The 12,625-nt window shown below is 53.4% G+C and carries 12 protein-coding genes and 1 pseudogene; 12 read left to right on the forward strand and 1 reads right to left on the reverse strand.

Annotated elements, in window-relative coordinates; all coding sequences use genetic code 11:
- The first annotated feature begins 3 nt into the window (after positions 1-3).
- The 12 genes and pseudogenes from nuoG (at position 4) to RAE21_RS03185 (ending at position 11,186) form a co-directional block, all read left to right on the forward strand.
- Positions 4-2,127 (forward strand): NADH-quinone oxidoreductase subunit NuoG, encoded by a 2,124-nt coding sequence (nuoG, locus tag RAE21_RS03135; RefSeq protein ID WP_313880100.1) that lies wholly within the window; start codon positions 4-6, stop codon positions 2,125-2,127.
- Positions 2,124-3,206, forward strand: a complete 1,083-nt coding sequence (gene nuoH / locus RAE21_RS03140; RefSeq protein WP_313873588.1) for an NADH-quinone oxidoreductase subunit NuoH — start codon at positions 2,124-2,126, stop codon at positions 3,204-3,206. The genes nuoG and nuoH overlap by 4 nt, the downstream gene beginning before the upstream one ends.
- Before the next feature lie 11 nt (positions 3,207-3,217).
- Positions 3,218-3,739: an NADH-quinone oxidoreductase subunit NuoI gene (gene nuoI, locus RAE21_RS03145; RefSeq protein ID WP_313873587.1), complete on the forward strand. Its 522-nt coding sequence runs from the start codon at positions 3,218-3,220 to the stop codon at positions 3,737-3,739.
- 25 nt (positions 3,740-3,764) lie between these two features.
- Positions 3,765-4,409: an NADH-quinone oxidoreductase subunit J gene (locus tag RAE21_RS03150; RefSeq protein WP_313880101.1), complete on the forward strand. Its 645-nt coding sequence runs from the start codon at positions 3,765-3,767 to the stop codon at positions 4,407-4,409.
- A complete protein-coding gene (gene nuoK / locus RAE21_RS03155) occupies positions 4,406-4,714 on the forward strand; it encodes an NADH-quinone oxidoreductase subunit NuoK (RefSeq protein WP_296508048.1) in 309 nt (102 codons plus the stop codon). The genes RAE21_RS03150 and nuoK overlap by 4 nt, the downstream gene beginning before the upstream one ends.
- 4 nt (positions 4,715-4,718) lie before the next feature.
- Positions 4,719-6,737, forward strand: a complete 2,019-nt coding sequence (gene nuoL / locus RAE21_RS03160) for an NADH-quinone oxidoreductase subunit L (RefSeq protein WP_313880102.1) — start codon at positions 4,719-4,721, stop codon at positions 6,735-6,737.
- A 12-nt stretch (positions 6,738-6,749) separates the two neighbouring features.
- Complete coding sequence (locus tag RAE21_RS03165; RefSeq protein ID WP_313880103.1) at positions 6,750-8,225, forward strand: NADH-quinone oxidoreductase subunit M; 1,476 nt, start codon at positions 6,750-6,752, stop codon at positions 8,223-8,225.
- Between the two features lie 24 nt (positions 8,226-8,249).
- Positions 8,250-9,740 carry an NADH-quinone oxidoreductase subunit NuoN gene (gene nuoN / locus RAE21_RS03170; protein ID WP_313880104.1) on the forward strand — a complete coding sequence of 497 codons (1,491 nt, stop codon included), beginning with the start codon at positions 8,250-8,252 and terminating at the stop codon, positions 9,738-9,740.
- A 33-nt stretch (positions 9,741-9,773) separates the two neighbouring features.
- Positions 9,774-10,073, forward strand: coding sequence for a DUF2818 family protein (locus RAE21_RS03175; protein ID WP_313880105.1), 300 nt, complete (start codon positions 9,774-9,776; stop codon positions 10,071-10,073).
- A pseudogene (locus RAE21_RS19405) lies at positions 10,066-10,191 on the forward strand (ADP-ribose pyrophosphatase); the annotation flags it as partial. The gene RAE21_RS03175 and the pseudogene RAE21_RS19405, both read left to right, overlap by 8 nt.
- 30 nt (positions 10,192-10,221) lie before the next feature.
- A complete protein-coding gene (locus RAE21_RS03180) occupies positions 10,222-10,665 on the forward strand; it encodes an NUDIX hydrolase (protein WP_313880106.1) in 444 nt (147 codons plus the stop codon).
- A 23-nt stretch (positions 10,666-10,688) separates the two neighbouring features.
- Positions 10,689-11,186 carry a DUF1178 family protein gene (locus tag RAE21_RS03185; RefSeq protein ID WP_313880107.1) on the forward strand — a complete coding sequence of 166 codons (498 nt, stop codon included), beginning with the start codon at positions 10,689-10,691 and terminating at the stop codon, positions 11,184-11,186.
- A gap of 28 nt (positions 11,187-11,214) precedes the next feature.
- On the opposite strand, the gene RAE21_RS03190 is transcribed toward RAE21_RS03185, so the two are convergent.
- Entirely contained in the window at positions 11,215-12,543 is a 1,329-nt protein-coding gene (locus RAE21_RS03190; protein ID WP_313880108.1) for a Glu/Leu/Phe/Val family dehydrogenase, read from the reverse strand.
- Positions 12,544-12,625 lie beyond the last annotated feature (82 nt).

The following is a 12,625-nucleotide window of genomic DNA, read 5'->3' on the forward strand; positions in this document are numbered from 1 at the left end:
AAGATGATTGAAATCGAACTCGACGGCAAAAAAGTTGAAATTGCTGAAGGCAGCATGGTGATGCATGCTGCTGATAAGGCCGGCACTTACATTCCGCATTTTTGCTATCACAAGAAGCTGAGCATCGCTGCGAACTGCCGCATGTGCTTGGTGGATGTCGAAAAGATGCCCAAGCCGATGCCGGCCTGCGCTACACCGGTCACCAACGGCATGATCGTTCGTACCAAAAGCGAAAAAGCCATCAAAGCGCAGAAGTCCGTCATGGAGTTTCTGTTGATCAACCATCCTTTGGACTGCCCGATTTGCGACCAAGGCGGTGAATGCCAATTGCAGGATCTAGCAGTGGGTTACGGCGGCTCCTCCTCACGTTATGAGGAAGAGAAGCGCGTCGTGTTCCACAAGGATGTTGGCCCACTCGTTTCCATGGAAGAGATGAGCCGTTGCATCCACTGCACCCGCTGTGTCCGTTTCGGGCAAGAGGTTGCCGGTGTGATGGAGCTTGGCATGTCGCATCGTGGTGAACATGCTGAGATTGAGACCTTTATTGGCCAGAGCGTTGACTCTGAGTTGTCCGGCAACATGATTGATATTTGTCCGGTGGGTGCTCTCACGAGCAAGCCATTCCGGTACAGCGCTCGCACCTGGGAGCTTTCACGTCGTAAATCAGTGAGCCCTCACGACTCAACCGGTGCCAACTTGGTTGTTCAAGTCAAAAACAATCAAGTCATGCGCGTCGTTCCTTTGGAGAACGAAGCCGTGAACGAGTGCTGGATTGCCGATCGTGATCGCTTCTCTTATGAAGCGCTTAATGGTTCTGACCGCTTGACGTCCCCAATGATCAAGCAGGGCGGTGAGTGGAAAGCTGTGGACTGGCAAACTGCACTAGAGTATGTTGCCAACGGTTTGAAGCAAATCAAAACTAATCACGGCGCAAACCGCATTGGAGCCTTGCTAAGCCCTCACAGTACGCTGGAGGAAATGGCTCTCACCAAGACGCTTATTCAGGGACTCGGATCTGAAAGCGTGGACTTCCGTCTTCGCCATGCAGAGTTTTCCAGCACGCAAAAGGTCCCTTATTTGGGAACGTCGATCGCGTCTTTGTCCACTTTGCAGCGGGTACTGGTTGTCGGCTCGAATCTGCGTAAAGACCATCCGCTTTTTGCACAGCGCATCCGCCAGGCTACCAAGGCTGGAGCACAAGTGCATGCCATCGTCGATTCCAACGCGGATTGGGCGCTGCCTTTGTCTACAAGCCAGGTCGTGGAATCTGCCATGTGGGTTCAAACCTTGGCCGATATTGCCGTTGCCTTGGCTGAGATGAATGGTGTTGCTGCACCTGCGGCCGGTACTTCGACCGAAGCTGCGAAGTCAGTGGCCAAATCCCTGAGCACTGGTGAGCGAAAAGCCATCTTGCTGGGTAATGCGGCGGCCCACCATGAGAAGTCCTCCAGCTTGGTCGCTATCGCCTCATGGCTTGCTGCTCAAACTGGCTCCTCTATCGGATACCTGACAGAAGCAGCCAACACCGTGGGTGGATATGCGGTGGGAGCGTTGCCAACAGGTGATGGTTTTCATGCAGGTCAGATGCTGACCGGCGCACTGAAAGCGGCGATCCTGGTGAATGTTGAACCTGAATTCGATACCGCTGTCGGAGCTGCGTCCAAGCAGGGCTTGATGGGGGCCGAGATGTTAGTGACCCTCAGTCCTTTTAAATGCAACATGTCGTTTAGCGATGTGCTTCTGCCGATCGCGCCATTTACTGAAACGTCCGGTTCATTCGTGAACGCCGAGGGCCGTGTCCAAAGTTTCCATGCGGTGGTGAAGCCCTTGGGTGAAACTCGCCCCGCCTGGAAGGTACTTCGCGTATTGGGCAACCTTATGTCGGTTCAAGGCATGGAGTTTGATTCGAGTCAAGAGGTTTTGGCCTCTTTGGAATCGCTTGGTATCCAAGCAGGCAGCGTAGCCGCTGACCGTTTGGGCCTAAGCGTGAGTGGAGCTATTGACTTGACGCCGGCAGAAGTGCGTCCGGTTGTGGCCAGCATCTATCAATTGGATGGCTTGGTACGTCGCTCGAGTTCCTTGCAGTTAACAGCGGATGCGCGTGCCGCACATGAGGTGGCAGCATGATTGACACTATTTACAGCACAGGCTTGGGTTTGTTCAGTGTGCCTGTATGGGCATCCGTGTTGTGGCCGGTCATTTGGACGCTCTTGAAAATTGTCATTGTGGTCCTCCCTCTCATGGGCGCTGTGGCCTATCTCACTCTTTGGGAGCGGAAGTTCCTGGGTTGGATGCAAGTGCGAGTGGGGCCTAACCGTGTAGGACCATGGGGTCTTTTGCAACCAATCGCCGATGCGTTGAAGCTTTTGACCAAAGAAATTTTGGTCCCTACAGCTGCGAACAGAGGTTTGTTCTTTGTGGGCCCGATTTTGACCATCATGCCGGCCATGGCGGCTTGGGCCGTCATTCCTTTCGGGCCTGATGTGGCGCTGGCCAATATCAATGCGGGATTGCTGTTTGTTATGGCCATTACCTCCATGGAGGTTTATGGCGTCGTGATCGCGGGTTGGGCTTCAAACTCGAAATATGCGTTCCTAGGAGCGCTCCGCGCGTCCGCACAAATGGTGAGCTACGAAATTGCCATGGGCTTTTGCCTCGTGATCGTGCTCATGGTGTCCTCCAGCATGAATCTTTCAGATATCGTGGCGGGACAGGCGACTGGTCAGTTCGCAGCCGCGGGCTTGAATTTCTTGTCTTGGAATTGGTTGCCACTCCTCCCAATTTTTGTGGTCTACATCATCTCCGGCCTTGCTGAAACCAACCGTCACCCGTTTGACGTCGTTGAAGGCGAAGCCGAGATCGTTGCCGGTCACATGGTCGAGTATTCCGGCATGTCATACGCGATGTTCTACCTGGCTGAATACGCCAATATGTGGCTTATTTCTATTCTTGCAGCCCTTATGTTTCTGGGCGGCTGGTTGTCCCCCTTTGACCACGCGTTGGTAAATTGGATACCTGGCTGGATCTGGTTGGGACTTAAGACTTTCGCGATTGTCAGCTTGTTCATTTGGGTACGTGCTACCTTCCCCCGTTTTCGTTATGACCAGATCATGCGCTTGGGTTGGAAGGTATTCATTCCCGTAACGTTGGTTTGGTTATTGGTGGTCGGTTTGTGGATGCAAACGCCTCTGAACATTTGGAAGTGAGGGGCATAGTAATGTCTACACAAACTACGGCTCGCCCGGCTTCGGCCTTTTCCATCAAGGATTTTCTCTACAGCTTTTTGCTGGTGGAGTTATTCAAGGGAATGGCTTTGACAGGCCGTTACTTGTTTCGCAAGAAAGTTACTGTTCAATTTCCTGAGGAAAAGACGCCTCTTTCACCGCGTTTCCGTGGTCTGCATGCGTTGCGGCGCTATGAAAATGGGGAAGAACGTTGCATTGCCTGCAAATTGTGCGAAGCGGTGTGTCCTGCGATGGCGATCACTATCGAGTCCGATGTCCGGGACGATGGTTCCCGCAGGACGACACGTTACGACATCGACCTGACCAAATGCATTTTTTGCGGCTTCTGTGAAGAAAGCTGCCCCGTTGATTCCATTGTTGAAACACACATTTTGGAGTACCACGGGGAAAAGCGTGGCGATCTGTACTTCACCAAGGACATGCTCCTGGCGGTGGGAGATCGCTACGAAACCGAGATTGCCGCAAACAAGCAGGCAGATGCGAAGTACCGATGAATAGCCGCAAGAAAGCCCTTGAATCATGAATGTTACGACCGGACTTTTTTACGTCTTCGCTGCGGTGCTCTTGTTCGCAGCGTTTCGAGTGATCACTGCGCGCAATCCAGTGCACGCGGCGCTGTATTTGGTGTTGACCTTCTTTCAGGCAGCGATGATTTGGATGCTGTTGAAAGCGGAATTCCTGTCCATCACACTAGTGTTGGTGTATGTCGGCGCTGTCATGGTGTTGTTCCTTTTCGTTGTGATGATGATGGACATCAACGTGGAGAATCTGCGTGTTGGTTTTTGGAAGCATTTCCCGCTTGCAGCCGTTGTGGGCGTTGTGATTGCTTTGGAAATGGCCGCTGTGTTGATGGGCGGGTTCCGGGTAGTGGATGACCCAGCCGCCTTTGCTGCTGCTACTGCAGCTGAGCCAAGTAACGCAAAGGCTTTGGGTAAGTTGCTTTTCAACCAATATATTGTTCAGCTTGAAGTGGCTGCAGCCATACTTCTGGTCGCCATGATTGCGGCAATCGCACTGACCTTGCGCGCTCGCAAGGACAGCAAATATGTGTCTCCCGGTGAGCAGGTACGTGTCAAGTCGGTAGATCGCATGACAGTACTCAAGATGGACGCTACGAAGTCTGCGCCAGTGGTTGAGACAGTTGATACGGAGCAAAAAGCATGACTTTGACCCTGGGGCACTTCCTATCACTGGGTGCGATGTTGTTCGCACTCTCGGTAGTCGGGATATTTCTTAACCGTCGCAACCTGATCGTTTTGTTGATGGCGATTGAGCTGATGTTGCTGGCAGTGAATACAAATTTCGTGGCCTTTTCCCACTATTTGAATGACATGCACGGCCAAATTTTTGTTTTCTTTATCCTGACCGTGGCCGCTGCTGAAGCTGCTATCGGACTCGCGATTCTGGTTTTGCTGTTCCGCAATAAATCCAGTATCAGCGTGGATGAGCTCAATACTTTGAAGGGTTAATCTAATGAGCCAGACCCTTTCTGCGTCGACATTGCTAGCCGTACCCTTAGCGCCACTTGCCGGTGCTGTGTTGGCAGGTGTATTTGGTACGAAATTTGGTGGCAATTGGTTTGGTCGCAAGCTTAGCCACAGCCTCACTATTCTCGGCGTCTTTATTTCCTTCGTTTTATCTGCGATGACGTTGATGTCGGTCGTGAATGACGGAGCACGATTCAACGAAACCATTTATACCTGGATGGTCGTTGGTGGTTTGAAAATGGAAGTTGGCTTCCTGGTGGACTCCCTGACCGCCATGATGATGTGTGTGGTTACCTTCGTCTCTCTCATGGTTCACCTGTACACGGTGGGTTACATGGAAGAGGACGAGGGTTACAACCGTTTCTTTGCTTACATATCCTTGTTTACTTTCTCGATGCTGATGCTCGTGATGAGTAACAACTTGCTCCAGTTGTTCTTTGGCTGGGAGGCGGTGGGCTTAGTGTCTTACTTGTTGATCGGGTTTTGGTTCAATAAGCCGACGGCAATTTTTGCCAACATGAAGGCATTTTTGGTCAACCGGGTAGGCGACTTCGGCTTCATTTTGGGTATTGGTCTCATCGGCGCTTACACCGGTAGCTTGAATTACACCGAAATTTTTGCGAAAACCAATGATCTTTCAGCCTTGGTCTTCCCCGGTACTGACTGGATGTTGGTCACAGTAATTTGCATCTGTTTGTTCATCGGCGCCATGGGCAAGTCCGCGCAATTCCCTTTGCACGTTTGGTTGCCCGACTCTATGGAAGGCCCAACGCCCATCTCCGCGTTGATTCATGCTGCCACGATGGTGACTGCAGGTATCTTCATGGTCTCGCGTATGTCTCCATTGTTTGAGCTGAGTGACACAGCTTTGAATTTGATTCTCGTGGTGGGTTCTATTACTGCGCTGTTCATGGGCTTTTTGGGCATCATTCAGAATGACATCAAGCGAGTTGTCGCTTATTCGACTCTGTCTCAGCTCGGCTACATGACGGTCGCTTTGGGCGTGTCTGCTTATTCAGTAGCAGTCTTCCATTTGATGACCCACGCATTCTTCAAGGCACTGTTGTTCCTTGGTGCGGGCTCGGTCATTATGGGGGTCCATCACAACCAGGACATTCGTTGGATGGGCGGTTTGCGGAAGTACATGCCGATTACCTGGATTACCTCGCTGCTTGGCTCGTTGGCCCTGATTGGCACCCCGTTGTTTTCTGGCTTTTACTCAAAGGACAGCATCATCGAGGCGGTTCACGCCAGTAACCTGCCTGCGTCCGGCTTTGCCAATTTCGCGGTGCTTGCAGGCGTGTTCGTGACGGCCTTCTACTCTTTCCGTATGTACTTCTTGGTATTTCACGGAAAAGAGCGCTTCGACCAAAACCCTGATGCCCACCATGACGACCATGGTCATGGCGACCATCACCATGATGCGGTTCCCCATGAGTCCCCGTGGGTGGTCTGGGTGCCATTGGTTTTGTTGGCGATCCCTTCCGTACTGATTGGATATTTCACCATCGGGCCTATGCTCCACGGTGACTTCTTCAAGGATGTCATCTACGTCAATCACACCTTGCACCCAGCGATGGAAGAGATTTCCTCCAAGTTCCACGGTGCCGCTGCAATGGCGTCTCATTCATTGTCGACGTTGCCTCTTTGGCTCGCGGTGGCAGGTGTGGTGTCTTCCTATGTGTTCTACATGATGTTCCCGGCGATACCCGCTGCCATTAAGCGGGTTGCCCAGCCAATCTACACCTTGCTCGAAAACAAGTACTACTTGGACTGGTTCAACGAGAACGTATTGGCACGTGGTGCGCGACTCTTGGGAACTGGTTTATGGAAGGTCGGCGACCAAGCCATCATTGATGGTGCTGTGGTCAACGGTTCCTGGAAGTTGGTGGGCTTGCTCTCTGGATTTGTGCGCAAAGCACAGTCGGGCTATCTCTACCACTATGCATTGGTCATGATCCTCGGGATTTTTGTGCTGATGACTTATTTCGTTTGGCTCAAGTAGGAGAAAAATAATATGGGTTTGTTGAGCCTTTCTATCTGGGTGCCTATCGCTTTCGGCGTTGTTCTTCTTGCATTCGGACGAGACGAGCAGGCCACTGCAGTGCGGTGGGTTGCACTGATTGGTGCACTGTGCAGTTTTTTGTTGACGCTTCCTCTGTACAGCCAGTTTGACAACACGACTGCTGCCATGCAGTTTGTTGAGAACCTTCCCTGGATTGAGCGTTTTAACGTCAATTACCACCTCGGTTTGGACGGAATTTCTTTCTGGTTCGTTCCATTGACCGCGTTTATCACGGTGATCGTGGTGATTGCTGGTTGGGAAGTGATTGCCGAGCGCGTCAATCAGTACATGGGTGCGTTCCTGATCCTGAGTGGCCTCATGATCGGCGTGTTCTCCGCCTTAGACGGCATGCTGTTCTATGTGTTCTTCGAGGCAACTTTGATCCCGATGTATCTCATCATCGGCATCTGGGGTGGACCGAACAAGATCTACGCCGCATTCAAGTTTTTCTTGTACACCCTGCTCGGTTCGCTGCTGATGCTGGTTGCGTTGATATATCTCTACACCCAATCCGGCGGTAGTTTCGACTTGGCCAAATGGCATGCGTTGCCCTTGGGTGAAACAGCGCAGACCCTGTTATTCTTTGCGTTTTTTGCGGCCTTTGCTGTGAAGGTGCCTATGTGGCCTGTGCACACATGGCTCCCCGATGTACACGTCGAAGCACCTACTGGTGGCTCTGCTGTGTTGGCGGCCATCATGCTGAAATTGGGCGCTTACGGTTTCTTGCGCTTTTCCATGCCCATTGCCCCAGATGCTGCGCACACATGGGGTAGCTTGATGGTGGGTCTGTCCTTGGTGGCTGTGGTCTATGTTGGCTTGGTCGCTATGGTTCAGCAGGACATGAAAAAGCTGGTGGCTTACTCGTCCGTTGCCCACATGGGGTTCGTAACCTTGGGTTTCTTCATCTTCAACGATTTGGGTGTGTCGGGTGGCTTGGTCCAAATGATTGCTCACGGGTTCGTTTCTGGCGCCATGTTCTTGTCGATTGGGGTTCTGTACGACCGAGTCCACTCGCGCGAGATCTCTAGTTATGGGGGTGTGGTGAACACCATGCCGAAATTTGCAGCGTTCGGTTTGTTTTTCGCGATGGCCAACTGTGGTCTTCCGGGAACGGCCGGATTCGTCGGCGAATGGATGGTTATCCTGGGCGCCGTGAAGTTCAACTTCTGGGTCGGCTTCGCGTCCGCAAGCGCTCTGATTTTTGGCGCAGCCTACACCTTGTGGATGTTCAAGCGAGTCTACTTGGGCCCCGTGGTGAATGATGATGTCAAGGGATTGACCGATATCAATGCGCGTGAGTTTTTGATGCTCGCTCTGTTGGCGATTGCGGTCTTGGCCATGGGCTTGTACCCCAAGCCGTTTACCGACGTGATGGATGTTTCCGTTGCTGAGCTACTGAAGCACGTCGCTATTTCCAAGTTGAACTGATCAAACTGAATTGAGAGAAGAATGATGATTGACACAATCAGTTGGATCACGGTCTATCCAGAAATTATCCTGATGGTGATGGCTTGTGCCATCCTCTTGATAGACCTCGGCGTCAAGAGCCCGCTCAGGGGCTTAACCTATGTCTTGACCATGCTGACACTCGCCGTTGTGGCGGCGGCAGAGGCGCATCTCGCCGTGGCTGGTCAAACCTACTATGGCTTTGGCAATATGGTGGTTAGCGATGCCATGGGCAATTGGCTCAAGTGCTTCGCGGCTATTGCTGTCATGGTTTCTCTGGTTTACGCGCGCCCCTATGCTGCCCATCGTGACATGCTTCGCGGTGGTGAGTTGTTCACTTTGAATATGCTGGCTTTGCTGGGCATGTTTGTCATGATTTCGTCCAACAACTTGTTGCTGACGTACATGGGGCTTGAGCTGTTGACCTTGTCCAGTTATGCCTTGGTGGCATTGCGCCGGGATAACGTAGCAGCGACAGAAGCTGCAATGAAGTACTTTGTGCTGGGTGCGATGGCTTCGGGCTTCTTGCTGTACGGGATGTCCATGTTGTACGGTGCGACCGGTACTCTCGATATCACTCAGTTGTTTAAGTCGATCTCGAGCGGCCAGGTGCGCCCAGACGTTTTGGTGTTTGGCTTGGTGTTCATTGTTGCGGGCTTGGCCTTTAAGTTGGGCGTCGTGCCTTTCCACATGTGGATTCCAGATGTGTATCAGGGCGCGCCCACTGCTGTGACCTTGATGATTGGTGGTGCTCCCAAGCTGGCAGCTTTTGCGATTTGTATCCGTTTGTTGGTGGAGGGCCTGCGTCCGCTGGCAAGTGATTGGCAGCAAATGTTGATGGTGTTGTCGGTGGGCTCATTGCTGATCGGGAACCTGGCGGCTATTGCCCAGACCAATTTGAAGCGCATGCTGGCTTTCTCGACGATTTCCCAGATGGGTTTCGTGTTGTTGGGACTGATGTCGGGGGTGGTACAGGGCGATGCTGTGACTTTTGCGGCAAATGCCTACAGCTCCGCCATGTTCTATGTGGTGACCTATGTGTTGACAACGCTTGCCACTTTTGGTGTCATCTTGCTCCTGTCTCGCGAAGGTTTCGAGAGCGAAGAGATCTCCGATTTTGCCGGCTTGAACCAGCGCAGCCCTTTGTACGCGGCAGTGATGGCTATCTGCGCGTTCTCGTTGGCTGGTATTCCGCCAATGGTCGGTTTCTACGCCAAGTTGTCGGTATTGCAGGCATTGGTAGTTTCTGGAGAGACTATCTATTTAGGCATGGCTGTGTTCGCGGTGTTGATGTCTTTGATTGGCGCCTTCTATTACCTCCGTTTGGTCAAGGTGATGTATTTCGACGAGCCAATTACGGCAACAACCGTCAATGCACCTGCTGACGTTCGCGTGGTACTGTCTATCAATGGCGCTTTGGTGCTGATACTGGGCTTGGCGCCTGGTGGTTTGATGGCCTTGTGTGCTGCCTCCGTTCGCCAGATGCTGGGGATGTAAGTAGCGTCTCCACGAATTCCGAGGCCTCGCTGAATGGATAGTTCTTCCAGTGTGTTCGTGCTGTTGCTTACTGCGGTTGCATTCGCAAATGCTCCTTTTCTCACCCGGCGAGTTTTCGGGTTCTTCGGAACCGAAGAAAAGTCGCTTGGGGCCCGCTTAGGGGAACTGGTAGTGGCTTACTTTCTGGTAGGTGGCATAGGGTTGTTGCTGGAACAGACAGCAGGCCAAATCTTCCCGCAAGGCTGGGAGTTTTACGCCATCACCGGTACGCTCTTTGTCACCCTGGCCTTTCCAGGGTTCGTGTTTCGGTATCTCCTGAAACGCCATGATTAGTTCCCGGGAGGATGCACACCTCCGCGAGGAACTTGTTTCGAGTGCAGAAGTTCTTCAGGGTAGCTTTCTCCGTATCTTGCGGGATTCAGTTGGTTTGCCCGACGGTAAGGCTGCCACGAGAGAATACGTTGTACACCCTGGCGCTGTGATGGTCATTCCTTTACTGGAGGGTGCTGACGCACCAACACGGGTCGTACTAGAGCGTCAATATCGTTATCCGGTTCAACGGGTGATGATCGAATTTCCTGCAGGAAAGTTGGATTCGGGTGAGACCACTTTGGAGTGTGCTCAGCGCGAGTTATTTGAAGAGACCGGTTACCGCGCTGGCCAGTGGGCCAAAGCGGGCGTGATCCACCCGGTGATTGCTTACTCCACCGAGTTCATTGAGGTCTGGTTCGCGCGCGATCTGGTCCCCGGCCCGAGCCAGTTGGACTCCGGGGAGTTCCTCGAAGTGTTTGACGCGCCTGCCGTGGAATTGATCACCGCATGCCTCGAAGGGCAAGTTACAGACGCCAAGACGGTTGCCGCTGCACTTTGGTTACAGCACTATATGGCAGGGACTTGGTCGCCCGCCTGGCACTCCGCTGTCTGAGTCTGCCCCATAGCTCTCTAGGTATGAAAGTACTCGATTTGTCTTGCCTGTCCGGCCATGTCTTTGAGGGCTGGTTTGGTTCTGACGATGACTTTTCATCCCAATTGACGCGTGGCTTGGTGCAATGCCCTGTGTGTGGTTCGGCCAGCGTTCACAAAAAGCTGAGTGCTCCACGTCTCAACCTGTCACGCGCCAAAGCACCGGATGACAGTGCTTCTGCTAATTCGCCATCCTCTGCGAAGGGCGCACCTTCTGGCGCATCGCTGACACCTCCCATGTCGGAAGAAATGCAGGCGGAATTGCAGAGTGCACTCGCAAAAGTAGTTCGACATGTGTTGGCCAGCACCGATGACGTCGGTGACCGTTTTGCAGAAGAAGCCAGGCGCATTCACTATGGCGAAACAGAGGAGCGTGCGATCCGCGGTCAAACTACTGCCGACGAGGCCAAGGAGCTGGAGGAGGAGGGGATAGAGCTTATGGCCATCCCCATTCCCGCGCATTTGAAGAATCCCCTGCAGTAGAAACTGCAGAGGTTCCACACTACCCTGCTTAGGGGTAGAGGCCCCGCAATTCGCGTGCGTGCAAAATCCGCTTGCAAGCAACGATGAATGTTGCGGTGCGCAGGCTCACCCGGTGCTCGGCGGCCACTTCCCAGACTGCTGCGAACGCGTCCTTCATGATGCGTACCAGCCGTGCGTTGATTTCGTCCTCGCTCCAGAAGAAGCTGGAGAAATCCTGTACCCATTCAAAGTAGCTCACCGTCACGCCACCCGCGTTGGCAATCACGTCAGGAACCACCAGGATATTGCGGCTTTGCAAAATGTCATCCGCCGCCGGTGTGGTGGGGCCGTTCGCTCCTTCAATGATGAGCTTTGCTTGAATGCGGTGGGCATTGGCGGCGGTGATCTGCTGCTCCAGCGCTGCAGGAATCAAAATGTCGCAAGGTACATCCCAGAAAGCATTGGCATCGATGGTTTCCGCGCCCGGAAAACCGGCGACGCTACCTTGGCGGCCGACATGGGCTGACAACGCATTGGCGTCGAGTCCGGACTCCTGGTAGATCGTGCCCCCATGGTCTTGCACCGCCACAATGCGGGCGCCGGCTTGGGCAAATAACTTGGCAGCGATACCGCCCACATTGCCAAAGCCTTGCACGGCCACACGTGCCTTGCTGATATCGAGTCCGAGGTGCTGCGCGGCCTCAACGCCCACGGTGTAGACACCACGGCCGGTTGCTTCGCGGCGACCCAAGGAGCCGCCGAGGTCAATGGGCTTGCCTGTGACTACGCCGGTAGCGGTAGCACCTTCGTTCATGGAGTAGGTGTCCATCATCCAAGCCATGATCTGCTCGTTGGTGTTGACGTCAGGTGCGGGAATATCTTTGGAGGGGCCGATGATGATGCCGATCTCGCTGGTGTAGCGGCGCGTCAATCGCTCCAACTCACCCATGGACAGCGTCTTGGGGTCTACGCGGATGCCGCCTTTTGCGCCACCGTAGGGCACGTTCACCGCGGCATTCTTTACCGACATCCACGCGGACAAGGCCATCACTTCTGACAGAGTCACGTCCTGGTGAAAGCGCACACCGCCTTTACCCGGACCGCGGGACGTATTGTGCTGAACCCGGTAGCCTTCAAAGTGGGCCACGGTACCGTTGTCCAATTGAATCGGCACATCGACGATCAGAGCGCGCTTGGGGCGCTTGAGTGTTTCAGCCCAGCGCGCCAAATGGCCGAGGTACGGTGTCACACGATCCACTTGCTGAAGGTAAATGCCCCACGGGCCAAGATGATCGGCCTGCAGGTAAGACGGCAGCGCATGGGTAACGGCTGCGTTGTGGGCGTTAGGCGTCTGTTGAACGCCGGATTGCTGCGACATGAATGCTCCTTGTAGTTGTCGTCAAGGCTCGCAATGTAGGCTCCCCTTACCGACCTGTCCAAGGCCACTTGATATGCTAACT

This window comes from Rhodoferax potami (assembly GCF_032193765.1).
In the GTDB taxonomy this organism is placed as follows: domain Bacteria; phylum Pseudomonadota; class Gammaproteobacteria; order Burkholderiales; family Burkholderiaceae_C; genus Allorhodoferax; species Allorhodoferax potami.